We start from the raw sequence: 26,790 nt of genomic DNA on the forward strand, positions 1-26,790 counted from the left end.
GCGTCCAACTTGAAGTGCTCTATTGCCGTACTTAACCATGGGGTGAAGACGTTCTGGGGCTGGTGGTGGTTAGTTAGGTGTCTGACGGAAGGCTAATTTTGTTTTCGCTATCAGGGCGAACCTATATAACCGCGTCGAGCAGCGCACTGCCGTTTCCGAGTTTGTGCTTGTCCACCGGCCGGTATACTGGCACCGGAAGACAACCCTAGCGTGGCCGCTACCCCTGCACTAAAGCCGACCGGAGCGCGTTGGTGCCCAAACGCCGCCGCGCTCGCTCTCAAGACCGGGCCTATCACATAGCCCCCGAACAGCAACACAACCACCACATTGCTTATGTCCGGCGGGCTGAGTGTTCGAGCTACGCCCGACCGGCCCACCCTAAACCGACAATCACCCATCATCATTCTGATAGCACCGACTGTCGGATCGGCTGTCAGTGGAAGGGATCGAGGTACCCAGCCTGGACATTCTCGTACACCAGATTAACAACTGGCATGCCGGCTATCGTGGTGAAGAGGGTGCCGTCAAGCCTGAGCTGGTGTGTGTGCGACCGAGTCGGAGGTGGCGGACTCGGTAGAAGATCACGGCCCACAAGGCACTGTCCTGGGAGGTGAATAACGACTGGAGCATGTTGAACTGTTCTGGTGTTGTCGGAGATTATCGGTTCATGTCATTTCGGTCGGGGTGACTGTCTGATGGTAGCGCTGTTCGTATGCGACTGGTGGTCGGTATTGGGATTGATGAGGTGGAGTCTGATCGTGTTGTGCCAGTGCACTCAGGAGGCGGTGTCCCGTTCTAGTTCGACGCGACCGGTGAAGGTTGGACGCTAGTCGATTAACTCAGATTTGTACCGTCCTACAGCCCGAACCCCACAACCGATGCACAAAAAGTCGCGGTCACTGCTGATGGACCCGACGATACCGGCCTCGTGCAGCGCCTCGGTGAACGCTGATCGACGTATACCGACTTCCCGCTTTCCCCTTGTGTCTACGTGGTGAATCAAACCCGTTATAGGGACACGGAGCTATGTGCAATAGCGGGTGAGCAGTGCCTGATCAAGCACCGATGTGACCAAGCACCGCGATCTTGCTGGTCATCACCGGCCGGCCCAGGATGCTGGGGGAGAACACGTCCACACAAAACGCGGTATAGTAAACCCTTTGCAGCGTCCACACATACGTGCAATCCGCTACCCATCACTCATCCGGGTGGGTCGGCGTTGACCAGCCATGATCGAGCAGGTCGGGATGCTGCTGCGGCGAAGGCTTGTCGTGCTCAATCGTGCGAGTGTTGCACTTAAATTACTGTGCCCTACGTCGTCAATACCGGCGATGCACATCAGCTGTGCCGCCTTGTCTGGACCCCAACTGTGACCTGTGTGTTTAGCAGCACACCAAAGCCTGTGCACACCGTCAGATCAGTAGGTTAGCCCATCTGCAGATCAAACAGGGTTTTGCCGTCATACGTGTCGGTAAAATCGGTTGCCCGCACAAAATCTGCCGCCTGACGGTGTCGTAGGTAGACGGAGTGAACTGCACGTCAGCCTGTTCAGACAGCACACGACAGATCGGATCGACCCAAATTCTTCGCGGTGGATATTGATGTACTCCACGATCACTGCAGTCAGCGATCGACTTCCACCGCGGCGAAAAACGCGCTCACTATTCGCACAATCTCGTTGACAAGCTTCAATTCTTGCACTTGACATTCACGCTCGGCCTAATCGCTCCTCTGGCTACCACCGTATCCCGCCCCGACTTCTCCCGCCATCCTTCTTGCCCTTATTGCCGCTCCCGCAACTCCTGCGAGTACGCCCACTGTGATACCATCCATACCACATCCTCTCCGTGTACAGAAAGCCTCCAGCGAACCCAAGACAATGCAAGAATTCACCCAGTACGCATTACAGGAAATCGTGCGTCAGGTGGTTAACTTCGAAAAGGTGGAGCCGACCGTAGGACCAGATACCGCAGGGTGTCTGCATGTATTTCTCAGTACGTCAAGAATTTTAATGCACACCGTTGTTGAGGGAACCACCAATGCTCCCTGAAGATGTCGAGGATTCTATTGCGTAGCCGTGAAGTGGGGCAGCTCGGGCAGAGTAGATCTGTGTGTAGTAACTCCTCTTTACCTGGTTGGCGCTGAGTCGACACAAAAGTCAATTATTAATGTATAGCTCATCTAAAATAGAATAGAGCAAACAATGAGGACAAAAGCCTTTGTTGTGTTTGAGGTATTGCTAACAACGCAGGTCATTGCTGGAGGCGGCTTGCTTACGGACACGAGAAAGTTCGGATTTGTTGTTGTGCAGGAATAGTTTTTTCACCGTGCACAGAAGCCAACCATAATGATTGCACCCGCCACATGCAGCGCCGGGTTGCCGAGGAATTTTTGGAGCCGGTCATGGACAGTACAATGGCGCAAGACCGTCAAGTTGTGCATGAAAGAGAACGATATTCTGATGGTGACGATATTCTATGCCAGATAATTTGGCCGCCAATTTTTACGCTTATGCTAGGTTAGCGCAAGCGATGAGTAAAGTAAGGAAAATCCCATGACGAAGGAGGATCCGAAAGTGCACGCGATGCAGACAGGGATAGATGCACAGAGGCGTTCCGGAGATGCGAATCGCGCAGAAGCCATGACGTGACCAGCCAGAGCAGCAAGCCCGCTGGCCGCAACTATGAGAGGTGGCTTTGATACATGCGTTGGTGGGGTTGGTCGCTTGGTCACACCTGTCCCTGAATAATTGCATGTGCGCTACAGACCGAATACTGTTGATTACCAGCGGTATTCAGTGTCCTAGGTAAAACTTCCCAGCAAATTGACAGATTTTCCAATGCACTTGTGCTCGTTGGGGGTCTGTGCTATATAATATTGAGGGAAAATCGCTTAATTTCGCTGCGGCACAGCGTAATCATCTGCGATACGCGTTCTCTCGGTCTATACTTCGCAGGTTACCAGCAGGTACTTGTTCCGGTAGCTCTCAATATCAAGAAATCAGCATAGTGTAGTTGAATATCGGGTATATATCCTAAGATACATTTCTTTGTTCCCAATAGATATTTTCGCGCTCTGGACTATCGGGGCATTTCACCTGGAGGCTCGGAAGTGGTCATGGGGCTAGAAAGTTGATATAAAGTCAATCAGATTGGTTGCGCAAGAACTCGAAAAACTGAAGATTCGCTCTATTCAGGAGCGGATGGGATTCATGTTGTCCACAATCAAAGTGGAAATTGTGCGTTGGTCTATGCTTTTTGTGCTGATGAACAGGCTCTAGACTTAGATATTTGGGTCAATATTTTGCGCATATATTTGATTTTTTCTCAAAATTTTTTGCGATTGTTCGACTCGATTGTCGCAGTTTTATATTTTTGAGTGCTGTTATCAGTTGACTACCTTGCGTGACAACAATACCCACTAGAGGAACAAAATTTCGATAGATATTGCGCCGATCTTGTCTTAGCGAGATTCGTGTATTCAACAGGTAGAACGTTAACGCAGCGGCGAGGTCATAGCACGCCACTACGAATAGGGGACTCCAGCTGACGAACGCCGGAACGTTGGCAAATCGGATGTGATAGGCGGCGGTATAGCCAACGGCGATAGCATCACGTTTACGCTGGCAATGATCCCCGACGGAAGGTGACGAGTGGCGGATGTTATGCTGTTACTTTCCTCCTGGGTTAGTTAGTGCATTATCTCAATCTTTTTGCTAAGGGTCGTGGTTGCACAATCCCAGACTGCGATTGTTCTCGGCAGTGATGCGAGTACAGACGTCCAGGATTGGGCGACCACGCGCCACACCGACATCGACCAGCTGACCTTGGCTTGCAGATTTCACCGTTCCGAGAAACTGCTACGCGACGACGCTACAGATGACCAGGATACGGCGCATGACCTATCCTGGCGGTTGTTTCGATTTGTCGGCCGCTGACCCGACCGCGTCGCGCAGTGAGGCGAACCCACCGTCATGAAGCCGGCGTGCGATGCCGTCGTGAATGTGTTTGGGCCACAAGCCCCCGCCGTAAACGAATCCGGTATAGCCCTGGAGCAGCGAGGCGCCCGCTGTAATGCGATCCCATGCGTCGTCGGCGGTCTCGATGCCTCCCACGCTGATGAGCACCAGACGGTCACCGACCCGTCCGTAGAGCCGGCGCAACACCTCGATAGCGCGGTGTGCCACCGGCGGCCCCGAGATGCCACCTGCCCCTAGCGCATCGATTCCCGGTGTCACCAAGCAGTCACGTGACACCGTAGTATTGGTTGCCACGATGCCTGCTAGTCTCAGTTCGACGGCCAGGTCTGTGATGTCATCGATGTCGGAATCGGAGACATCGGGTGCAATCTTGACCAGCACTGGTACTGAGGCCTCAGCCAGGACGGCTGACAGGATGGGGCGCAGCGACTCGACTGCTTGTAGATCGCGGAGCCCCGGCGTATTCGGGGAGCTGATATTGACAACCAGATACGAGGCCAGCGGGCCGACCAGCCGGGCGCTGGTCCGGTAGTCATCGACAGTCTGGGCGGCCGGCGTTGTCTTGGTCTTGCCGATGCTCACCCCGATAGGTACTTCGGGGCGGTGGTGGGCGAGCTGAATGGCCAGCGCTCCAGCGCCGTGATTGTTGAATCCCATCCTGTTCAGCAGAGCCCGGTCGGCGGGCAGTCGGAACATGCGCGGAGCCGGGTTGCCTGGCTGTGGATACGCGGTGACAGTTCCGACTTCAGCATAACCGAAACCTAATGCACCCCAGGTAAGCAGCCCCATCCCGTCCTTGTCGAAGCCTGCAGCCAGCCCCAGCGGTCCTGGGAAGTGCACCCCAAAAACCGTGCTGGCCAGCACCGGATCCGTCGGTCCCAGTACCCGGCGCAACAACTGGCGCAGCACAGCAATGGAGGTTACGCCGCGCAGCACGGCAAAAACGAGTGTGTGTATTCGCTCGGGTGGGATCAGGAACAGCAGCCGGCGTACGACCCGGTCCATCACAGTTCCGGCTGGCCGGGTCACCGGTTGGATCCTGTGTTTTCCAGATGAGAATTATTGCGGCGCAATAACATCCTCCTACTGCTGTCGGTGTAGATCCGCACCTTGGTCAGCTCCCAACCGTGATATTCAGCGTCAATGGGCGGCCAGGTAGATGCGCTAAGCTGTGGCCACTTCTGGAGGTAGGCGCAACGGCACCCATTCGTACTCGTTAGACATCTCAGCATCTCAACCGGCAGATAGCCGGCTCCACGGTGGTGCCGATCGGTTGCTCAATGTGTACCTGCCGCGTGCTCGATGATCTGCACTCCCGCGCCTGACTCCGATACCACGTACAAGGTGTCTGACGCTTCGTCAAAAGCCAGCGAGTTGGGTTGCTGCACGGTTGGGTAACGTACCTTTTCGACGGGGATTCCGGTGTTCAGATCGTAACCAATAACGATGTTAGAGGCGGTTTGGGATACCCAGGCCAACTTGCGGGATCCGGCTAGCCCGTACGGGGCGTGGCGCACGGGATAAGTCTGACGCAATATTAGTGGGTCTACACTGTAGACTAACAGCTGGCCACTGCGGGTGTCGGCGACTAAGATCCGGCCCAGTGGATCAGCGGCCAGCGTGGTTGCGCCTTCGCCGGCTCGCAGCGCTTGCTGGACATGACCGTCGGCGCCGATCGTAGTTACCGACGTCTGTTTACCATCTAACACTACTGTGTTATTTCCTTGCGTTACAAGGGAATCGATACGCGCAAAGATCTTTTTTCGGTTGCTAGCGGTAGCGGTGTCGGTGCCAGGTGCCGTCGCGGCAAGGGTGTAGACAGCGCCGTCGTCGCTGCCCAGCACCAACTTGGCGTCCGCTCGGCGTGCGATTGCGGTGAATTTGGCGCGCCCAGCGACGGTGACGTTCACCTGTGAGGTGTGACCGCCTACGAGATCGACCACGAAGTAGCCACCGTGCGTGGCAAGATAGGCGGTGCCATGGTCGTCGCTGGTCAACGCGGTTGCAGGCCCCGGTAGAACGATCACGCGTGGCCGAGTGTGCGTGTCATCGAACACAGTAATGTTGGCGGGCGCAGTGGGATCGGTGCCTGGGCACAGGACCGCCAACCGGCGAATGCCGCTGTCGAATACCGCACCTTGCGGGTGGCCACCCAGTGGTCGCACTGCACCCACCGGCTTCTGTGACACCGGTGGTGAACCGGCTGGCTGCGCGGGTTCGATGGTGGGTGGAGAGCTATCAAGCGGATTCGACGAACAGCCGGTCATGAGTGCTAGCAACACGCCAGCTAAACAGCGTTGAAATGTTCGTTTACCTGGCGACAGCAACGGTTAACCCTAGAATATGGTACATCAAACTCGAATTCTGGGGAACAATTGTTGCATCCAATCTGCCATCTTGCAACATGTACTGGTTCTGGAGAGGTATCATGACAGCATGACTGTAACCGTTGACCGGAATATGGTAAAAAACGAGTTTACTGTCGAGGAAATTTCGACGGGAATTTTCGCCAGCGGGTACGGACAAGTCGGTGATGGACGCAGTTTTTCATTCCACATTGAGCACCGGTCGTTAGTTGTCGAAATTTACCGGATACGATGGGCCGGGTCTGTTTCGCAGGCCGAAGAAGTAGTCGCGAGAGCGATTCGCGAGCTGGTCGACATCGACCTCACCGACGAACGCAGCCTGGCTGCGGCGGTACGGGATTCGGTCGCACGCGCGTTACCGGTGTCACGTTAGTCGCATTCGGTACCGGCTGCTAGCAGGTACGGTCGTCGTCGTGACTGCGGTTTCGGCGATGTCATGGTGGCAAGTCATAGGTTTGGCCGTAGTGCAAGGTCTCACGGAGTTCTTGCCGGTTTCATCCTCGGGTCACCTGGCAATCGTGTCGCGCATCTTGTTCACCGGCGATGCCGGCGCATCATTCACCGCGGTCAGCCAACTGGGCACCGAGGCCGCGGTACTGGTGTACTTCAGACGCGATATCGCACGCATTCTCACTGACTGGTGTAGAGGCCTGACCGTCACGTCGTATCGCACCCCGGACTATTGGTTGGGCTGGTACATGCTAATCGGGACTATCCCGATCGGCATCCTGGGCCTGGTGTTCAAAGACGAGATCCGCTCGGGAGTTCGTTCTCTGTGGGTCGTGGCGACCGCGTTGGTGGCGTTTTCGGGAGTGATCGCCTTCGCTGAGTATGTCGGGCGTCGGAATCGTTGTATCGAACAGCTGAACTGGCGTGATGCTCTGGTGGTAGGATTTGCCCAAACGCTTGCGTTGATTCCTGGTGTATCGCGATCCGGCTCGACTATCAGCGCCGGGCTGTTTCTCGGACTAGATCGTGAATTGGCCGCCCGATTCGGCTTTCTGCTGGCCATACCCGCTGTGTTCGCGTCCGGGTTGTTCTCGATACCGGACGCCTTCCATCCTGTCACTGAGGGGATGAGTGCCACCGGTGCGCAGCTGCTGGTGGCCACCGTGATCGCGTTAGTCGTCGGTTTAGCTGCGGTGTCCTGGTTTCTGCGGTTTCTGGTGCAGCACAACCTGTACTGGTTCGTCAGCTACCGGATAGTCGTCGGCGTGGGTGTGCTCATCCTGCTGGCGATCAAGACAGTAGCTGCGACATGACGGTCATCCTGTTACGGCACGGACGGTCCACGTCGAATACCGCAGGCGTTTTGGCTGGTAGGTCCGACGGTGTCGACCTCGATGACAGGGGTCGCGAGCAAGCCGTCGGTCTGATAGGCCGGATCGCTGAGTTGCCGATCCGGGCGGTGGTATGCTCGCCACTATTGCGGTGCCGGCGTACCATCAAACCGCTCGCCGAAACGCTGTGCCTTGAGCCGTTCATCGATGACCGGCTGTCCGAAGTGGACTACGGGGAATGGACAGGCCGCAGCATTGGTGACTTGGCGAAAGAGCCGTTATGGCAGGTAGTGCAGGCACATCCCAGCGCCGCGGTGTTTCCCGGCGGTGAGGGTTTGGCGCAGGTGCAAGTGCGCGCGGTGGCCGCGCTCCGTGAATACGACCGGCAACTCGCTTCAGAACACGGTGAGGATACCCTATGGGTCGCCTGTACTCACGGTGACGTCATTAAGGCGGTGATTGCCGATGCGTTCGGCATGCATCTGGACAGCTTTCAGCGCGTCATCGCCGACCCGGGATCAGTGAGTGTGATCCGCTACACTCAGCTGCGGCCGTTCGTGCTGCACGTTAACCACACTGGTGAGCAGTTGTCGTCGACATTGCAGGCCGTGATGAAGCCTTCAGGTGAATCCGACGGTGATTCTTATGGCGAGCGCTCAGGAGAGATGCGGAACGAACCGGGTGCTGCGCTGCCGTCTGGTGATGCGGTGGTCGGCGGCTCTGTCGATTAATTCTGCGGCTTTGTCAATATAATTCTTTCGGATCCGTTTCGCTCCCGCGTCCGGGTCACACCTTGGGCCCAACTGCCGGTATTTTAGAGATGCAATGGCCCGCGCAATTCACGTCTTCCGCACACCCGACCGCTTCGTGGCCGGGACTGTTGGCCAGCCCGGGAATCGCACCTTCTACATCCAAGCGGTGCACGATTCTCGGGTGGTGTCAGTGGTTTTGGAAAAGCAGCAGGTTGCGGTGCTGGCAGAACGCATCGGTGCGTTGCTGCTCGAGGTTCATCGCAGGTTCGGCACCCCGGTGCCCCCGGAGCCCGCTGAGATCAATGATCTTAACCCACTGATCATGCCGGTGGACGCCGAGTTCCGAGTCGGCACAATGGGCCTAGGCTGGGATTCGGAAGCGCAGACCGTGGTGGTGGAGTTGCTGGCCGTTACTGACGCCGAGTTCGACGCCTCCGTGGTGCTCGACGACACCGACGAGGGTCCCGACGCGGTGCGGGTGTTCCTGACGCCGGAGTCGGCACGACAGTTCGCCACTCGCTCCAACCGTGTCATCTCGGCGGGCCGTCCGCCGTGCCCTCTGTGCGACGAACCGTTGGACCCTGAGGGGCACATCTGTGCGCGCACCAACGGTTACAAGCGCAGCGCACTGCTCGGGCCTAACGATGACAACATCGAATGGTGATGAGCATGAGGTGTTGCGGGACGGCGAACTGACGGTCCTTGGACGTATCCGTTCGGCCAGCAATGCCACTTTTTTGTGCGAATCGACGCTGGACCAGCACAGCGTGCATTGCGTCTACAAGCCGGTATCCGGTGAGCAGCCGCTGTGGGATTTTCCGGACGGGACTTTAGCTGGCCGCGAATTGAGTGCATACTTGGTTTCGACTGGCTTGGGGTGGAACATTGTTCCCTACACGGTCATTCGTGACGGGCCGGCAGGTCCTGGCATGCTGCAGCTGTGGGTGCAACAGCCAGGTAACGCGGCCGACTCCGATTCCAGGTCCGGGCCCGACATGGTTGACCTATTTCCTGCCGACAAGCTGCAACCGGGTTATCTTCCGGTGTTGCGGTCCTACAACTATGCTGGCGACGAGGTCATCCTGATGCACGCAGACGACACCCAGTTGCGGCGACTGGCGGTGTTCGATGTGTTGATCAACAACGCCGATCGGAAAGGTGGCCACATCCTTTACGGTCTCGACGGCCATGTTTACGGGGTCGACCATGGTGTGTGTCTGCATGTGGAAGACAAACTGCGCACAGTGTTATGGGGTTGGGCCGGTAAGCCAATCGACGACCAAACCCTAGAGGAGGTCGCTGGGCTGGTTGACATCCTTAGCGGCCCGTTGGCTGATGCGCTTGCCGGGCAGATCACCTGGGCAGAAATCATCGCCCTGCGTAGGCGCGCGCACGCGGTGTTAGACAACCCGGTGATGCCCGGACCGAACCGGCATCGTGCCATTCCATGGCCGGTATTTTAATGACCAGCTATGCCCTCGGCGATACTAAAACGGTGAACATGGCCGCCCATGACAAAGGGGATTACCAAGCAGAGCTAACAGATGCGGCACTCGCTGCCGATCTAGCCGCGGCAGCGGGGGAGTTGCTCCTCGAAATTCGCGAGGAGATCGGTTTCGACCAGCCGTGGGTGCTCGGCGACGCTGGTGACAGGCAGGCAAATTCGCTTCTACTGAGCCGGCTGCGGGCCGAGCGGCCGTGTGACGAGGTACTCAGCGAGGAAGCACATGATGATCGTGTTCGGCTGAAGGCTGACCGGGTGTGGATTATCGACCCACTGGATGGTACCCGCGAATTCTCCACGGCGGGGCGCGATGACTGGGCGGTACATGTCGCGCTGTGGCAACGTCCCACCGGGGGCTTAGCAGACGGCCGGTGCGGGATCACTGATGCGGCGGTGGCGCTGCCGGCCCGCGGGAATAGAGTGTATCGCAGTGACACCGTGACCGCCGGCGCTTCGACTGGCGGTGTTCCCAACCTTCTCCGGATTGCCGTCAGTGCCACCCGACCGCCCACAATCCTGCACCGGCTACAGCAGACGTTGGCCATCGAACCGGTGGCTATCGGGTCTGCGGGGGTTAAAGCGATGGCGGTTGTCGACGGCGATGTGGACGCCTACCTGCATGTCGGGGGCCAATGGGAATGGGATTCGGCAGCGCCAGCCGGGGTGGTGTTGGCGGCTGGTATGTACGCATCGCGCCTAGACGGCTCGCCGTTGCGTTACAACCAACTCGATCCGTATCTACCCGACTTTGTGATGTGTCGCGCCGAAATCGCGCCGATCCTGCTCGGCGCCATCCGTGAGTCGTGGTAATGAACCGCCTTCGCGGGCACTAAGGCTGCCATGAGGGCTGTGGTTTGGGTGGGGACCACGATCATCGATCGCGGCAATTTCACTGGATGCTTGGCTTAAAGTCAACGACATGCTGTCGTGGTCTTTTGCAAAGGTTCCGGCGTTGCCGGGCCGCGGCCCGGAGCTCAGGCTGTACGATACCTCTGATCGACAGGTGCGTCCGGTGTCTGCTGCTGCTGCGCCCACCTGCAAGGCGACCATGTACGTCTGTGGGATCACTCCTTATGACGCCACCCATTTGGGCCACGCCGCGACCTATCTGGCGTTCGACCTGATCCACCGACTATGGCTGGACTTGGGTCACGACGTGCATTATGTACAGAACGTCACCGATGTCGACGATCCGTTGTTTGAACGCGCTGATCGTGACGGCGTCGATTGGCGCGACCTCGCCGAACGCGAGGTCGCGCTGTTCCGCGACGATATGGCGTCGCTGCGGATACTGCCGCCGCATGACTACGTGGCGGCGACTGAAACGATTGTCGAGATCGTCGAACTCGTCGACGCGATGCTGGCTTCGGGGGCTGCGTACGTCATCGAGGACGAGTACCCGGACATTTATTTCCGAGCCGATGCAACGCTGCAGTTCGGCTACGAGTCGGGCTATGACCGAGACACCATGCTGCGACTGTACGCGCAACGCGGCGGCGATCCGCACCGGCCTGGAAAAAACGGCGAGCTCGACGCATTGCTGTGGCGGGCTGCACGACCTGGCGAGCCCAGTTGGTCGTCACCGTTCGGTCCGGGCCGGCCGGGCTGGCACGTCGAATGCGCGGCAATTGCGCTCAGCCGTATCGGCATCGGACTGGACATTCAGGGCGGGGGCAGCGACCTGATCTTCCCGCATCACGAGTTCACCGCGGCGCATGCTGAATGTGCCAGAGGTGAACGGCGATTTGCCCGGCACTACGTGCACGCTGGGATGATCGGCTGGGGCGAACACAAGATGTCTAAGAGCCGCGGCAACCTGGTGCTGGTGTCGACGTTGCGCGCTCAAGGCGCCCCGCCCTCGGCTATCCGGCTGGGTCTGCTAGCCGGGCATTATCGGGCCGACCGGTTTTGGAGTTCGCAGCTGCTGGACGAGGCTATCGCCCGATTGCATCGCTGGCGCACCGCTGCCTCGATGCCCGCCGGTCCGGACGTCGCCGACGTTATTGCCCGGGTGCGCGGGTATTTGGCCGACGATCTTGATACTCCTAAAGCGATTGCCGCATTGGATGGTTGGGTCACCGATGCGCTGGAGTACGGAGGCCACGATGTGGCGGCGCCAAAGTTGCTGGCAACCGCGATCGACGCGTTGCTGGGGGTGGATCTGTAATCGTCGCAGAGACAAGGTGCGGTTTTCGGCCATGACATCGCTGCACGGCAAAGTCGTGTTCATCACGGGTGCTGCCAGGGGCATTGGAGCGCAGCTGGCTTGTCGGTTACGCGATATGATATGAGATGCCAAACTTGCACTGATCGATCTGGTAAAGCCAAGCAGGCGTTTACCGCGGCCGCCGACGTGCGCGATCCGTCCGCTTTGCAGGCCGTACCTGAGCAAGTCACAAACGCTCCGGCGGTATGGACGTGGTCATAGCCAAAGCCGGCATCGCCAGTTACGGTTCTGTGCTTCGGGTCGACCCGGCGGCGTTCAAGCGGGTGTTGGACGTCAACTTGTTTGGTGTCTTTATACTTATAGTGGTGCGTGCCACGTTGTCGGTGTTGATCGACCGTTGAGTTTATCTGCTGATCATCTCGTCGCTAGCCGCCTTCACGAACGCCATCGGGGATGATGCCTTACAACGTGTTGACAGGAAGGCAATGACATTTCGCTAATTTCGTGCGAATGGAGTCGGTCCGCTCGGTGTCGGCGTCGGTACGGGCCCACATGTCGTCGATCGATACCGCACTGCTTCGTGACACTAAGGCCGAACTACTCGCCATTTGGCAAACTGCTTTCAGTGCTGCTCTGGCCATCCCACAAGACCAGCGCGGTGAATCGGTGCGCTACGGAGTTTGTTATAGGGTTTCGAAGGCTCCAAGGACCACATGTATTCTCCGAATTGAGGGTTTGTTCGGCTAGATCCAACTGGCGTTGTCCACTCGGATAGGCGAACTGCCAGCCCAAAAAATCTCTATTAACTGATATTGTACACGTATGCAGAGGTTGTCACGCTCGGTCGCTCCACTAAGCTCGTACAACTAAGGACTCAGCCAAAGTCTAAAGTGCCATTCCGGAAACTCGAGCGGTTGTCACGGAGAGTCGTGGAAAGTGAGTGCGAACCCGATAACCGTGATGAACGCAGCTGCGGCATAGCCAAACATAACCAGTCAGTGACCACCAACCGGCGTGCCAGTATGCTGTTAGCCACGACGGTAGTGATGGCCATGAAGATCATGGCCATTCTGTGCAATTTGGTCGTGCGGTTGTACCGATTTCTTAGGTTAGGGCAACTCGACCGCAATGGGCCTAGTATCTTTGCTGGGCCATGGTCTCTGGCTATGGGATCAGTCTGAGGATTTCACTGGTGGGTTGGCGATTGCTGGGAAAGGTCCGGTATAGCCCATTCTTTCACGGGCGATAGTCATCACGCGCTTGCGTATTGAGTACCAGCCTGCAATCAAGGCTGGGATGATGACGACCAGTGACGCCACTGTCCAGGTGCCGATCGGTTTGTCGAACGCCATTATAATCAGTACCGTGCACAAGAAAGCCAAAGTAAGGTAGCCACTGTACGGAGCTAGCGGCATGCGGAAGCGGGGTCGGTGCATGATCCCGGCTTTGGCCATCTTGTGTAATCGAAGTTGACACAGTACGATAGCACCCCAGCCGGCGATGATGCCCAGCGAGGCCACACTGAGCACGATCTCAAAGGCTTGACCGGGGTTGAATGCGTTTAGTGCGACACCGCACAGGCAGATGACGGCGGCTAAAAGGATTCCGCCATATGGCACACCGTTTTTCGACATCCGCGCGGTGAACTTCGGTCCGCTACCATTTATTGCGATCGAATGCATGACGCGGCCGGTTGCATACAGTCCGGCGTTGAGGCTGGACAGCGCGGCGGTGAGCACCACGATGTTCATCAGATCGCCGGCGCCGTGGAAACCGACCTTGGAGAAGAACGTGACGAACGGGCTTTCGCTGGCCTTGAATGCACTGTAGGGCAGCAACAGTGCCAGCAAGATCACCGACCCGACGTAGAAGATCGCGATGCGAGCGATCACCGAGTTGATCGCTCGCGGCATGATTTTTTTCGGCTCGACGGTTTCGCCTGCTGCGGTGCCAACCAGTTCAACGGCAGCGTAGGCGAACATCACTCCGGAGCTAACCACTAGTAGCGGCGCTACGCCGGTGGGGAACAATCCGCCGTAGCTAGTCCAGAGGCTCAACCCAGTGTTGTGGCCGTCGACCGAATAATGCCCGCCGAGGAAGATAGTTCCTACGACCAGGAATGCTATCAGCGCGCAAACCTTGATCAGCGAGGCCCAAAACTCGAGCTCGCCGAACCATTCCACAGAGATCAGGTTCATCGCCAACACCACCGCCAGGGCGAGCAGCGCAAGAGTCCATTGTGGCAACGTCGTGAAGATTGTCCAGCGATGCAGGTAGGTGGCGATGGCGGTGGTGTCCACGATCGCTGTCATTGCCCAGTGCAGGAAGTACAACCAGCCGACAACGTAGGCGGCTTTCTCGCCGAAGAACTCACGTGCGTAAGACACGAAGGATCCCGATGAAGGACGATGCAGCACCAGCTCGCCCAGGGCGCGCAGTATCAGGAAGACGAACACCCCGCAGACGGCATACACCAGGAACAATCCGGGCCCGGCCTTGGCCAGCCTGCCGCCGGCGCCGAGGAACAACCCGGTACCAATCGCGCCGCCAATCCCGATCATCTGCAGTTGTCGGGGTTTGAGCCCCTTGTGGTAACCAGCCTCCTCGCCGAGGACATCAGTCCTCGACGCACCGGATTTTGGTTCGGGGCTCTCAACCAGCATGGCCATACTATGGGGTCCTAATCGTTGTCCTACCAGGGTTCGGTGGGCTTTCCGCGAATCGTGAAGATGAGGTTAGTGTGCAATTTGGTCGTGCGGTTGTACCGATTTCTTAGGTTAGGGCAACTCGACCGCAATGGGCCTAGTATCTTTGCTGGGCCATGGTCTCTGGCTATGGGATCAGTCTGAGGATTTCACTGGTGGGTTGGCGATTGCTGGGAAAGGTCCGGTATAGCCCATTCTTTCACGGGCGATAGTCATCACGCGCTTGCGTATTGAGTACCAGCCTGCAATCAAGGCTGGGATGATGACGACCAGTGACGCCACTGTCCAGGTGCCGATCGGTTTGTCGAACGCCATTATAATCAGTACCGTGCACAAGAAAGCCAAAGTAAGGTAGCCACTGTACGGAGCTAGCGGCATGCGGAAGCGGGGTCGGTGCATGATCCCGGCTTTGGCCATCTTGTGTAATCGAAGTTGACACAGTACGATAGCACCCCAGCCGGCGATGATGCCCAGCGAGGCCACACTGAGCACGATCTCAAAGGCTTGACCGGGGTTGAATGCGTTTAGTGCGACACCGCACAGGCAGATGACGGCGGCTAAAAGGATTCCGCCATATGGCACACCGTTTTTCGACATCCGCGCGGTGAACTTCGGTCCGCTACCATTTATTGCGATCGAATGCATGACGCGGCCGGTTGCATACAGTCCGGCGTTGAGGCTGGACAGCGCGGCGGTGAGCACCACGATGTTCATCAGATCGCCGGCGCCGTGGAAACCGACCTTGGAGAAGAACGTGACGAACGGGCTTTCGCTGGCCTTGAATGCACTGTAGGGCAGCAACAGTGCCAGCAAGATCACCGACCCGACGTAGAAGATCGCGATGCGAGCGATCACCGAGTTGATCGCTCGCGGCATGATTTTTTTCGGCTCGACGGTTTCGCCTGCTGCGGTGCCAACCAGTTCAACGGCAGCGTAGGCGAACATCACTCCGGAGCTAACCACTAGTAGCGGCGCTACGCCGGTGGGGAACAATCCGCCGTAGCTAGTCCAGAGGCTCAACCCAGTGTTGTGGCCGTCGACCGAATAATGCCCGCCGAGGAAGATAGTTCCTACGACCAGGAATGCTATCAGCGCGCAAACCTTGATCAGCGAGGCCCAAAACTCGAGCTCGCCGAACCATTCCACAGAGATCAGGTTCATCGCCAACACCACCGCCAGGGCGAGCAGCGCAAGAGTCCATTGTGGCAACGTCGTGAAGATTGTCCAGCGATGCAGGTAGGTGGCGATGGCGGTGGTGTCCACGATCGCTGTCATTGCCCAGTGCAGGAAGTACAACCAGCCGACAACGTAGGCGGCTTTCTCGCCGAAGAACTCACGTGCGTAAGACACGAAGGATCCCGATGAAGGACGATGCAGCACCAGCTCGCCCAGGGCGCGCAGTATCAGGAAGACGAACACCCCGCAGACGGCATACACCAGGAACAATCCGGGCCCGGCCTTGGCCAGCCTGCCGCCGGCGCCGAGGAACAACCCGGTACCAATCGCGCCGCCAATCCCGATCATCTGCAGTTGTCGGGGTTTGAGCCCCTTGTGGTAACCAGCCTCCTCGCCGAGGACATCAGTCCTCGACGCACCGGATTTTGGTTCGGGGCTCTCAACCAGCATGGCCATACTATGGGGTCCTAATCGTTGTCCTACCAGGGTTCGGTGGGCTTTCCGCGAATCGTGAAGACAGGGTTAACTAGCGATCTTTTCCTACTCAAACGGATGACGGCAAATTGTTCGGACACCATGGCCTCAGCTAGTGCCTAGCGCCCGAATCCCGGGCGCCGACGGCGCAAATAGCGTTCGAACTCGGCGGCTAGCGCATCGCCGTCGATCTTGCCCAACGCATCATTTACATCGACCTCGGCGTCGCCGCGCTTCTCCAGTGATTGCACGTATTCTGCCAGCTCATCGTCCTCGGCGGCTATTTCGGTGATTGCCTGTTCCCACTCCTCGGCTTGCGTCGGCAGGTCAGCCAACGGGACCTCGACGTCAAGCACGTCTTCTACACGGCGCAGCAGTGCGACCGTAGCTTTCGGGTTGGGTGGGTGTGACACATAATGGGGCACCGCTGCCCAGAACATCACCGCCGGTATCTTGGCTGCTAAGCAGGCGTCTTGGAACACCCCGGCGATCCCTGTCGGGCCCTCGTAACGGGTTTCCTCTAGACCGAAGCGCCGCGCCGACTCCGGTGAGTAGGCCGCACCTGAGACCGGCACCGGCCGAGTATGCGGGGTGTCGGCCAGCAACGCTCCGAGGATCACGACAGTGTCGACGTTGAGCTTATCCGCGATGGTCAGCAACTCGGCACAGAAGGTGCGCCAGCGCATGTTTGGCTCTACTCCGTGCATCAACACCACATTGCGGTCACTGCCCGGTGGGCGACAGTGTGATATCCGCATTGCTGGCCAAACCAGCTCCCGGGTAACTCCATCTACCTGGCGGATGACCGGGCGATTCACCTGGTAGTCATAGTAGGCCTCGTCGTCGATCTCCACAATCGGATCGGCTTCCCAGACGGCATCCAGATGCTCTAAGGCTCCGCTGGCCGCATCGCTGGCATCGTTCCAACCCTCAAACGCCGCCACGACGACGGTGTTGTGCAGTTCGGGCAGCGCGCCGCGATCCGGCCCACCATCTCGCAAAGTCACAGAATCAGCGTACGGCTTTGAGGCCGACGACGATGCGTGTTGTGTAACGGCTCGATGAGGAGGCACCTAACTGCACGTACCGAGGTACCGCTGGGCTGTACAAGAACTAAGCGATTTGTATTAGGTTCATTATCCTTGTGCGTGTGACTGCCGCTAGCCGACACTTGTACGACACTGATCTCCTGGAGACTTTGGCGCAGCGCGTGGTGGTGGGCGACGGTGCAATGGGCACTCAGCTACAGGCAGCGGACCTCGCATTAGACGATTTCTGCGGCCTGGAGGGCTGCAACGAGATTCTCAACGAGACGCGTCCTGACGTACTGGAAACCATCCATCGCTGCTACTTCGAGGCAGGCGCGGACGTCGTCGAAACCAACACTTTCGGCTGCAACCTGTCCAACCTTGGTGACTACGACATCGCCGACAAGATCAGGGACCTGTCGCAACGGGGCACCGTGATTGCGCGACGGGTCGCCGACGAGCTGACCACCCCCGACCACAAGCGATATGTGCTGGGGTCGATGGGGCCGGGCACCAAGTTGCCCACCCTGGGCCACACCGAGTATCGGGTCGTTCGAGACGCCTACATCGAGTCGGCGTTGGGCATGCTGGACGGTGGCGCCGACGCCATCCTGGTCGAAACCTGCCAGGACTTGCTGCAGCTCAAGGCTGCAGTGCTGGGCTCGCGGCGCGCTATGATACAGGCCGGTCGGCACATTCCGGTCTTCGCCCACGTGACCGTCGAGACGACCGGAACGATGCTGCTGGGAAGTGAGATCGGCGCTGCGCTGGCTGCCGTAGAGTCGCTCGGTGTCGACATGATCGGTTTGAACTGCGCAACGGGCCCTGCCGAGATGAATGAGCATCTGCGGCACCTGTCCAGGCATGCCCGCATCCCGGTGTCTGTGATGCCCAACGCCGGGTTGCCGGTGTTGGGCGCCAGGGGCACTGAATACCCGCTGCAGCCGAATGAATTGGCTGAAGCGTTGGTTGGTTTCATCGCTGAATTTGGGCTTTCGCTGGTAGGTGGCTGCTGTGGTACCACCCCGGAGCACATCCGGGAAGTGGCCGCAGCTGTAGCCAGATGCAACGACGGGACAGTGCGACGCGGCGAGCGTCATGTGACCTACGAGCCGTCGGTTTCGTCGCTGTATACAGCCGTTCCATTCGCCCAGAATACCTCGGTCCTGATGATCGGCGAGCGTACGAATGCCAACGGCTCCAAGGCTTTTCGTGAGGCAATGATCGCCGAAGACTATCAAAAGTGTCTGGATATCGCCAAAGACCAAACCCGCGCCGGCGCACACCTGTTGGATCTGTGTGTCGATTACGTCGGCCGCGACGGCGTTGCCGATATGAAGGCGTTAGCCGGTCGGCTAGCAACGGTGTCGACATTGCCGATCATGCTGGACTCTACCGAAATACCTGTTTTGCAAGCAGGTTTGGAGCACCTGGGCGGCCGCTGTGTGATCAACTCCGTCAACTACGAGGACGGCGACGGTCCCGAGTCACGGTTTGTCAAGACCATGGAGCTGGTCGCTGAGCACGGCGCCGCGGTGGTTGCGCTGACCATCGACGAACAGGGTCAGGCCCGCACCGTTGAGAAGAAGGTCGAAATCGCGGAGCGGCTTATCAATGACATTACGAGTAACTGGGGCGTTGATAAATCGGCGATTCTCATCGACTGCTTGACGTTCACTATCGCCACCGGTCAGGAGGAGTCACGCAAAGACGGCATCGAGACTATCGAAGCGATTCGTGAACTGAAGAAGCGGCACCCCTCGGTACAGACCATTCTTGGGTTGTCCAACATCTCCTTTGGTCTCAATCCTGCTGCGCGCCAAGTTCTTAACTCGGTTTTTCTGTATGAATGTCAAGAAGCAGGACTGGATTCCGCGATCGTGCACGCCTCAAAGATACTGCCCATCAACCGGATACCCGAAGAACAGCGCCAGGCTGCGTTAGATTTGGTGTATGACCGCCGTCGCGAAAACTACGACCCGCTGCAGAAGCTGATGTTGTTGTTCAAAGGTGTGTCGTCGGCGTCGTCGAAGGAAACACGGTTGGCAGAACTCGCTAAGCTGCCGTTGTTCGACCGGCTAGCGCAGCGGATAGTCGATGGTGAGCGCAATGGTTTAGATGTCGATCTCAACGAGGCAATGACCCAAAAGCCGCCGTTGGCGATCATCAACGAGAACCTGCTGGACGGCATGAAGACAGTCGGTGAATTGTTCGGCTCTGGGCAGATGCAGCTGCCGTTCGTGTTGCAGTCGGCCGAGGTGATGAAAGCCGCTGTGGCTTACCTAGAACCGCACATGGAGAAGTACGACGGCGACTTAGGCAAGGGGTCAGCCAAAGGACGGATTGTGCTGGCTACTGTCAAAGGAGATGTGCACGATATTGGCAAGAACCTCGTCGACATCATTCTGAGCAACAACGGCTACGAAGTGGTAAACCTCGGCATCAAGCAGTCGATTGCCAACATTCTCGAGGTAGCCAAGGATAAAAGCGCCGACGTGGTCGGGATGTCGGGCTTGCTGGTGAAATCGACCGTGGTCATGAAGGAAAATCTCGAGGAGATGAACACTCTCGGAGTCGCTGAGAAGTTCCCAGTGCTACTTGGCGGCGCGGCGTTGACCCGCAGCTATGTGGAAAACGACCTGGCCGAAGTCTACGAGGGCGAAGTGCATTACGCACGAGACGCTTTCGAGGGTCTGAAGTTGATGGACACCATCATGAGCGCCAAGCGCGGCGAGGTGCTTGCGCCGGGGAGTCCGGAGGCCTTAGCGGCAGAAACAGTTCGCGATAAGGAAGCTGAGCGCAAGGCACGCCATGAGCGGTCTAAGCGCATTGCAGCGCGGCGTAAGGCCGTTGAAGAGCCAGGTGAGGTGCCCGAACGCTCCGATGTCGCTACTGATGTCCAAGTTCCGGCGCCGCCGTTCTGGGGTTCGCGGATCGTCAAGGGTCTGGCGGTGGCCGACTACACCAGGTTACTCGACGAGCGCGCGTTGTTTTTGGGCCAATGGGGATTACGTGGTGTGCGCAGCGGTGCGGGACCCGCGTACGAGGATTTGGTGCAGACCGAGGGCCGGCCGCGGTTGCGGTACTGGCTAGACAGATTGTCCACCTACGGAGTCTTGGGGTACGCCGCCGTGGTGTACGGTTACTTCCCGGCGGTTTCCGAGGGCAACGATATCGTTGTGCTTGCTGAGCCGAGACCGGACGCCGAGCAGCGGTATCGGTTTACCTTCCCGCGTCAGCAACGCGGTCGGTTCCTGTGCATCGCCGATTTTATTCGATCCCGGGATCTGGCAACCGAGCGGAGTGAAGTGGACGTGTTGCCGTTCCAGTTGGTGACCATGGGCCAACCCATTGCTGACTTCGTTGATGAGTTGTTCGCGTCCAATTCCTATCGGGATTATCTCGAAGTGCATGGCATCGGTGTGCAACTCACCGAGGCGCTGGCCGAGTACTGGCACCGGCGCATTCGTGAAGAGCTGAAATTCTCCGGAGACCGGACGATGTCGGTCGACGACCCCGAGGCCGTCGAAGACTATTTCAAGCTCGGCTATCGGGGCGCCCGCTTCGCGTTCGGGTATGGAGCATGCCCTGACCTGGAGGACCGGGCCAAGATGATGGAGCTGCTACAACCCGACCGCATCGGTGTGATGTTATCTGAAGAGTTGCAGCTACATCCCGAGCAATCGACTGATGCGTTTGTGCTGCACCACCCGGCGGCTAAGTACTTCAACGTCTGAGGGCTACCTTGGCCCGTCAGCCCTCCAGGTGTGCTGCCGCATCGGCTCCTGAGAAGCTTCGCCGATATAGAAGCTGCCCAACAAAACGAGTCGTTTGGCTTGGTTGGCAGTAGAACTCGTGAGAGGTTCGGCAAACCCGAACAGTTCGATACCGTGGTCGGTGCCGAGGATCTGCTCGGCTATTCCCGAGTCTGATACGGTCATGCTTCCGTTGTCTACGAGGAGTGCGAACCGGTACTGTCGATAACGGAATCGCCCTGAGCAGCACCTACCCTTGGATGCGGGGAGACGTCGGTGTCGTGGCCGTGACGGATGTAGCAGTGGCGACGGGCGCAGCGGGGCTGGTGCCGATAAACGTGACTCCGCTAATCGCGGGCAAGCTCTGCCCGGCCAGGGCAGTTGGAATGTGCTACGTCGATCAACGGTCTCGCATCTTCGCCCAGCACGCAACCGACGGCAAGCCCGGTCAAGCCGACCGCATCGATAAGCAACAGCAGCGGAGCGAACGGGCCGAAATAGATCATGGTGTCTAACATTGAGTAAGTGGTGATTGTGATGACCTGGCTGGACCCCAAGTAGGTGAACGCGTTCAGTAGCTGGGTGATGAGCATGCTGAGAGGTCCGGACAGGAATTCGGCGGCTAGGTTCCAGAGAAACTCCGGGAACTCCTTGATTAGCTAAACAATTAATTTGTTGGTTGGGTCGGGGAAGCTACCACCGGAGCCGCTGGTGGCCGACGATGTACAGCGCGGGTGACGTCGCTGCCGCTGCTTCCAGGCTTTCGTTTGAGACCACTTGATAGACGCTCATTGTGTTTGCTGCCTGAACCCCACATCTCCGTGCACTCCGTGCATATAGTCGGCTGTGTTGAGCGCCAGGGATATGGTGTTGATGCCAAAGAAATTGGTCGTGCTCATTGCTGCATACTGAGCATGGTTGGCTGCGAGGTCGGTGAGAGGTCGATATGCCGCCCAATGCGGAGGTGTAACCGGCGGCGGCCGGCACGTAGCCAACAAAAGAACGGTTGATGGGCCGTGACGAACCGCTCTGTGCTCGGCTCCATCTCACCTGGTTGCATGCGAGGATACGAGTAATTGTCGCGAGTTCGGTTGTAGCGTCAATATGTATATTTGGACTGCCAGAAATGGACCGGGACCGGTGCCAGTGGACAGCAGCACTGAATGCACCTTGCTGGCAGTACAAGCTACACCGTAGAAGTCACGTTCGGGGTTGACCGTCCTTCAGCCACAACATGTAAACATATACATATACGATTAAATTAAAGCTTACATCAAGGCGTTCTAGGGCAACGTGGTGGCCTTGGATGGTTGTGCCCCAAGCCTCGGGGGTAGGCAGTTCATCTTCGGTGTGCGGGGTAGTCCCACCTCAGGAAGGTGCTGGCCATGCCCGACGGGGCTTTGCCTGCACTGTTGCCGCTGCGTGACTGGAGGCGTCTCGAGTCGCTCGGTGAAACCGCCGTGACTTTGCTAGCTGGCATGTGAAACAATCGCTGGCCGTGAAGACCTTCGAGGATCTGTTCGCCGAACTCAGCGATCGTGTTTCTACCCGGCTTACCGGCAGTGCCACAGTGGTATCCCTGGACGGTGGAATACATGCGCTGGGCAAAAAGATCCTGGAGGAGGCCGGCGAGGTGTGGTTGGCTGCCGAACACGAACCCAAGGAAGCGTTGGCCGAAGAGGTTAGCCAGTTGCTGTATTGGACCCAGGTGCTTATGATCTCGCGCGGGCTGTCGCTCGATGACGTCTATCGGAAACTATGAGCATGCTGCGGGTTGCTGTTCCTAACAAAGGTGCGCTAAGCGAGCCGGCTACCGAGATCCTTGCGGAGGCTGGCTATCGGCGACGCACTGATCCCAAGGACCTTACTGTTGTCGACCCCGTCAACCGCGTTGAGTTTTTCTTTCTGCGGCCCAAGGACATTGCCATCTATGTAGGTTCCGGAGATCTCGACTTCGGCATTACCGGAAGAGACCTGGTGCACGATTCTGATGCGTCGGTGTGTGAACGCCTGGCGCTAGGTTTCGGATCGTCCAGCTTTCGTTATGCCGGCCCTGCTGGACGTGATTGGACGACTTCGGATCTAGCCGAAAAAAGGATCGCCACTGCCTATCCGAACTTGGTACGAAAGGACTTGGCTGCCAAGGGTATTGAAGCAAAAGTTATAAGACTTGACGGCGCTGTCGAGATCTCGGTGCAACTTGGAGTGGCCGACGCCATCGCCGACGTGGTCGGGTCCGGACGCACTCTGAGCTTGCATGATCTCGTGGCCTTTGGCGAGCCATTGTGTGATTCGGAGGCGGTGTTGATCGAGCGCGGGGATCGAGGCAGCCACGATCACCATGAGACAGTCGCGGCGCGCGACCAACTGGTCGCTCGGATCCAAGGGGTGGTGTTTGGTCAACAGTATTTGATGCTGGACTACGACTGCCCGCGCTCGGTACTGGACAAAGCCACGTCGATCACGTCGGGACTGGAGTCACCGACCATAGCTCCACTGGCCGAGCCGGGCTGGGTTGCAATTCGTGCGTTGGTGCCCCGCCGAGATATCAACGGGATCATGGACGAGCTTGCCTCCATCGGAGCCAAAGCGATTCTGGCTTCTGACATTAGGTTCTGCCGATTTTGAGGCTTCGTTGTGTTAGCCGTTCGGCTACGGCCGATTTCCATCGGACTAATGACACCCTCTTTGGGTTATATCGGTATTTGTCGCTGAGCTGTTCATCTTGACAGGAGGGTCTCCGTGACGCATTACCTTGTTCTTTTGCTGACTCTACTTGATTGGTGTTACTGCCGAATCTTATTATCTGACAGCTCCCAGCTGTGGTTTCCTGAGCAACTTTACTCGCCTGGATCAACTTCCTTGGTACATAGTAAATTGGGGTAGGTAATTTCATCACTGTTGTGATCCTCACCGTTATTGTGGTCGCAGAACTGGTCAACGACAAGCTTCCTAAAACACCGACTTGGATCGAGTCTCCAGCGTTTACTGTGCGGAGCGTGACAGGCGCGTTTTCCGGCGCTGTAATAAGTACCGTCAGGTGCTATTTGTGACCGCACTTGGTAGCCGGCTTCGTTGGTGTGGTGCTCGGGACCCTGGGTGATTAGCAGGCGCGCAACTGACTGGTCGTTGCCGCCGATCCAGATCGCCGTCGACCTGCCGGATCGTGCTGCTGGAGGATGCAATCACGGTCTTGGGCTGGTTCCGCAATCGTTGCGCTCACGGGTTCTCTGTGGGTAAGCATGTCAATGCGGTCGTCGGTGGCGACGGGCAGGCTGATGACTGCCGAACAGCCCGTGGTGATAGTAGAAGCGCAAACTCAGTGGTGGCACCCGTGTCAACATCGGATGTATCCCAACCAAGAAGTTGGTAGCTAGCACGCATAATAGCGCAATTGGACTGCCGTGGAGTATGATACAGCAGTAAGCGCTGGGCTAATTAGTGTGGACATGGCGAAAGTCAAGGGGCGCAAAGACCGCCAGGTTGTTTAAATCTGTTTAGACAACCTGGACAGCTGCAACGTCTTTCGTGGCTACGTTTGTTTCGAGGATACGCGTACCTACTGCGTCAGTGCGGACTTGCTGCGGGCTGACCGGATCTTCCTCAATGTTGATGGTCTTGTGGTGGTGCCGGACATCCCGGGGCTCTACGATATCGAATCCTTTACCGATACCGAATTCCTTACTTATGTTGTATAGATTCTCGAGCTCGATACTTTGTTATTCCACCTCGTCATCCTCGGTGGCAGTTACATCGCGTTGGAGTGTGCGTAGATATATCGTCGCTTAGAAGTCCGGGTGGGGTCATCATCGAGAGGTGCCTACGGACTGGCCTTCCGCGAAGACCAGGCTGTCTCAGCCGCCATCAGAGAGATCCTGGAAGTTGGAGGTATCAACATTGCCGTCGGAGTTAACGATGTGTGGGTTAGTAGGCGCTACAGTGGTTCCGGAGGATTTAAGCTCACACCCAGTGCTGGTGTTGTTCCGCTTCAGGGCAACCAATCTATTGTTGGCCGTGGGACGGCAGTCTAACAACGACGATCTGGTTCCTGAGATCGTCGTTGTGCATACTGAAGCTTGCGGCTGCAAGGTAGTCGACAACCAACTCAAGATCAATGTCGACTATATTTGGGCGATGGGAGATCGTAACGGCGAGGGTGATTTCATCCACACGTCCGTACAACGATTACGAGATCGTTGCTGCCAACCTGCTTGACGATGACCCGCCTTGTGTGAGTGACCTCACCACCTATGCACTGTGTATCGACTCCCTGCTGGGGCGTGGCGGCATGACCGGATCTCACGGCAGCAAGACGCTGATTGGTAAGCGTCAGTGACTAGGGTTGGGTAGAGAAGTGGACAAGGTGAGATGCAAGGCTACATTAAGTTTTAAGGCTACATTAAGTTTTATAGTGATCGACAGCCAATGCTCATTAGGTCCCTGGGAGCAGCCATCTTTGGAGTAAGCGGTGACCGAAGCGATTCACACCATTCTGAACGTCATGTCAGCCAAAGCGCCCAATACCACGCTATCGCGCACGGTGCCCCACCATCCCACCGTCAGCGATCTCATTTCCAGGATGCTGCAGGAGGTGCGGCTACTCGAGTAGTACCTGGGTGCCAATTGGGTGTTTCCGACGGTGAGATCGACAGCAGCGTGCAGGCCATTCGCACTTCCTCGCTCCAGCTCAAACCTTGACGAAAACTCGTCGCGACTAAGCCGCCGGTTCCGTTAGACGGGCAACGGCTTCCGTGTGCGCATGATCCGGCCATCCAGGGTAGGGCGGCGGCGTACCTCCGAAAGCCGGACAATGATCCTGGTGTGGGCACCACTCGCATAACCGCGACGGATTGGGACGGAAATCGCCTGTTTCACGAACGCATTGGATCGTGTGCCAGATTGCCATCAACGTCTTTTCGAAGCGCAACAGCTCGTCACGGTCCGGCGCGTAGTCCAGCAGCTGGCTGTCAGCCAGGTAGATAAGCCGCAGTCGGGTGGGCAGCACACCGCGTGAATGCAGTAGCATCACTGCGTAAAACTTCATTTGAAACATCGCCTTGAACTCGGCTAGAGCTTGCGCAGCTGGCGGGGCCTTGCTGGTCTTGTAGTCCACCACCCGTAGCTCGCCGGTGGCGGCGACGTCGATCCGGTCGATAAAGCCGCGCAGCAAGATGCCGTCGTGCAATTCGACTTCCACACGTTGTTCGCAGCTTTGCGGGTTGAAGCGGGTGGGGTCTTCGAGCCGGTAATAGCTGGAGAGCAACGTGCGGGCTTCGTCCAGCAATTGGGTTCGCTGCTTAGCATCCAGCTCGCCGACCAGGTTTTGCTCTGCAGTGATCATCTGTTCCCACACAGGTTCCACGAGCGCTCGTGCAGTGTCTGAGCAGCGCCGCGGCGCGGGCAGGCTATAGAGCCGTTGCAGCGTGGCGTGAACCAGTGAGCCGCGGAGCTGCGCGACAGACGGCGTTTCGGGCAACCGGTCGATCGCCCGGAACCGATACAATAGTGGGCACTGCTTGAAGTCCGCCACACGCGAGGGTGATAGTGCAGGCCGTGGCGAACATACATTCGGTCGGAGTGGCTCCGGCTGGTCGATCATGACGG

At 57.7% G+C, this 26,790-nt stretch carries 20 protein-coding genes and 2 pseudogenes; 13 read left to right on the plus strand and 9 right to left on the minus strand.

Features of this window, described 5'->3' with window-relative positions:
- Positions 1–3,901: 3,901 nt before the first annotated feature.
- From MLPF_RS08600 to MLPF_RS08610, 3 genes and pseudogenes are all read right to left on the minus strand, one after another.
- Positions 3,902–4,984 carry a quinone-dependent dihydroorotate dehydrogenase gene (locus MLPF_RS08600; protein ID WP_045843041.1) on the minus strand — a complete coding sequence of 361 codons (1,083 nt, stop codon included), beginning with the start codon at positions 4,982–4,984 and terminating at the stop codon, positions 3,902–3,904.
- 20 nt (positions 4,985–5,004) lie between these two features.
- Positions 5,005–5,203: pseudogene (locus tag MLPF_RS08605) on the minus strand (DUF5703 family protein).
- A 53-nt stretch (positions 5,204–5,256) separates the two neighbouring features.
- Positions 5,257–6,306: a YncE family protein gene (locus MLPF_RS08610; protein WP_045843042.1), complete on the minus strand. Its 1,050-nt coding sequence runs from the start codon at positions 6,304–6,306 to the stop codon at positions 5,257–5,259.
- Between the two features lie 109 nt (positions 6,307–6,415).
- Between MLPF_RS08610 and MLPF_RS08615 the strand changes: the two genes are divergently transcribed.
- The 9 genes from MLPF_RS08615 (at position 6,416) to MLPF_RS08655 (ending at position 12,795) form a co-directional block, all read left to right on the plus strand.
- Entirely contained in the window at positions 6,416–6,718 is a 303-nt protein-coding gene (locus MLPF_RS08615) for a hypothetical protein (RefSeq protein ID WP_045843043.1), read from the plus strand.
- 58 nt (positions 6,719–6,776) lie between these two features.
- Positions 6,777–7,607 (plus strand): undecaprenyl-diphosphate phosphatase, encoded by an 831-nt coding sequence (locus MLPF_RS08620; RefSeq protein WP_045843058.1) that lies wholly within the window; start codon positions 6,777–6,779, stop codon positions 7,605–7,607.
- On the plus strand, positions 7,604–8,356 hold the full coding sequence (locus MLPF_RS08625) for a histidine phosphatase family protein (protein WP_045843044.1): 753 nt from the start codon (positions 7,604–7,606) through the stop codon (positions 8,354–8,356). Before MLPF_RS08620 ends, MLPF_RS08625 begins: the two co-directional genes overlap by 4 nt.
- A gap of 94 nt (positions 8,357–8,450) precedes the next feature.
- A complete protein-coding gene (locus MLPF_RS08630; protein ID WP_045843045.1) occupies positions 8,451–9,041 on the plus strand; it encodes a DUF3090 domain-containing protein in 591 nt (196 codons plus the stop codon).
- The gene (locus MLPF_RS08635; RefSeq protein WP_337588818.1) at positions 9,022–9,840 is read left to right on the plus strand and encodes an SCO1664 family protein; all 819 of its coding nucleotides are present in this window, start codon (positions 9,022–9,024) and stop codon (positions 9,838–9,840) included. Before MLPF_RS08630 ends, MLPF_RS08635 begins: the two co-directional genes overlap by 20 nt.
- Before the next feature lie 38 nt (positions 9,841–9,878).
- Complete coding sequence (locus MLPF_RS08640) at positions 9,879–10,691, plus strand: 3'(2'),5'-bisphosphate nucleotidase CysQ (protein WP_045843059.1); 813 nt, start codon at positions 9,879–9,881, stop codon at positions 10,689–10,691.
- Between the two features lie 109 nt (positions 10,692–10,800).
- Entirely contained in the window at positions 10,801–12,048 is a 1,248-nt protein-coding gene (mshC, locus tag MLPF_RS08645; protein WP_045843047.1) for a cysteine--1-D-myo-inosityl 2-amino-2-deoxy-alpha-D-glucopyranoside ligase, read from the plus strand.
- A gap of 245 nt (positions 12,049–12,293) precedes the next feature.
- Positions 12,294–12,449 (plus strand): hypothetical protein, encoded by a 156-nt coding sequence (locus MLPF_RS08650; protein WP_156147084.1) that lies wholly within the window; start codon positions 12,294–12,296, stop codon positions 12,447–12,449.
- Between the two features lie 103 nt (positions 12,450–12,552).
- On the plus strand, positions 12,553–12,795 hold the full coding sequence (locus MLPF_RS08655) for a hypothetical protein (RefSeq protein WP_237817119.1): 243 nt from the start codon (positions 12,553–12,555) through the stop codon (positions 12,793–12,795).
- A gap of 425 nt (positions 12,796–13,220) precedes the next feature.
- Here the strand turns inward: MLPF_RS08655 and MLPF_RS08660 are convergent, their stop codons facing one another.
- The 3 genes from MLPF_RS08660 to MLPF_RS08670 all read right to left on the minus strand — a co-directional run bounded on the left by MLPF_RS08660 (position 13,221) and on the right by MLPF_RS08670 (position 17,410).
- Positions 13,221–14,711: an amino acid permease gene (locus MLPF_RS08660; protein ID WP_427901955.1), complete on the minus strand. Its 1,491-nt coding sequence runs from the start codon at positions 14,709–14,711 to the stop codon at positions 13,221–13,223.
- A gap of 177 nt (positions 14,712–14,888) precedes the next feature.
- Entirely contained in the window at positions 14,889–16,379 is a 1,491-nt protein-coding gene (locus MLPF_RS08665; protein WP_427901955.1) for an amino acid permease, read from the minus strand.
- Positions 16,380–16,522: 143 nt separating this feature from the next.
- The gene (locus MLPF_RS08670) at positions 16,523–17,410 is read right to left on the minus strand and encodes a PAC2 family protein (RefSeq protein WP_420329602.1); all 888 of its coding nucleotides are present in this window, start codon (positions 17,408–17,410) and stop codon (positions 16,523–16,525) included.
- A 143-nt stretch (positions 17,411–17,553) separates the two neighbouring features.
- Between MLPF_RS08670 and metH the strand changes: the two genes are divergently transcribed.
- The gene (gene metH, locus MLPF_RS08675; protein ID WP_156147090.1) at positions 17,554–21,168 is read left to right on the plus strand and encodes a methionine synthase; all 3,615 of its coding nucleotides are present in this window, start codon (positions 17,554–17,556) and stop codon (positions 21,166–21,168) included.
- Positions 21,169–21,533: 365 nt separating this feature from the next.
- On the opposite strand, the gene MLPF_RS08680 is transcribed toward metH, so the two are convergent.
- Both MLPF_RS08680 and MLPF_RS18200 read right to left on the minus strand, forming a co-directional pair.
- A complete protein-coding gene (locus MLPF_RS08680; protein WP_050039093.1) occupies positions 21,534–21,779 on the minus strand; it encodes a hypothetical protein in 246 nt (81 codons plus the stop codon).
- 195 nt (positions 21,780–21,974) lie between these two features.
- A complete protein-coding gene (locus MLPF_RS18200) occupies positions 21,975–22,184 on the minus strand; it encodes a PPE domain-containing protein (protein ID WP_201775239.1) in 210 nt (69 codons plus the stop codon).
- Between the two features lie 482 nt (positions 22,185–22,666).
- On the opposite strand from MLPF_RS18200, the gene MLPF_RS08685 reads away from it, so the two are divergent.
- The 3 genes and pseudogenes from MLPF_RS08685 to MLPF_RS17495 all read left to right on the plus strand — a co-directional run bounded on the left by MLPF_RS08685 (position 22,667) and on the right by MLPF_RS17495 (position 25,795).
- Positions 22,667–22,948 carry a phosphoribosyl-ATP diphosphatase gene (locus MLPF_RS08685; protein ID WP_045843052.1) on the plus strand — a complete coding sequence of 94 codons (282 nt, stop codon included), beginning with the start codon at positions 22,667–22,669 and terminating at the stop codon, positions 22,946–22,948.
- A 2-nt stretch (positions 22,949–22,950) separates the two neighbouring features.
- Positions 22,951–23,814 (plus strand): ATP phosphoribosyltransferase, encoded by an 864-nt coding sequence (hisG, locus tag MLPF_RS08690; protein ID WP_045843061.1) that lies wholly within the window; start codon positions 22,951–22,953, stop codon positions 23,812–23,814.
- Between the two features lie 614 nt (positions 23,815–24,428).
- Positions 24,429–25,795: pseudogene (locus MLPF_RS17495) on the plus strand (FAD-dependent oxidoreductase).
- Between the two features lie 105 nt (positions 25,796–25,900).
- Here the strand turns inward: MLPF_RS17495 and MLPF_RS08700 are convergent.
- Positions 25,901–26,785: a RecB family exonuclease gene (locus MLPF_RS08700; protein WP_045843054.1), complete on the minus strand. Its 885-nt coding sequence runs from the start codon at positions 26,783–26,785 to the stop codon at positions 25,901–25,903.
- Positions 26,786–26,790 lie beyond the last annotated feature (5 nt).

It is taken from the genome of Mycobacterium lepromatosis, from assembly GCF_000975265.2.
GTDB classification, from domain to species: Bacteria; Actinomycetota; Actinomycetes; order Mycobacteriales; family Mycobacteriaceae; genus Mycobacterium; species Mycobacterium lepromatosis.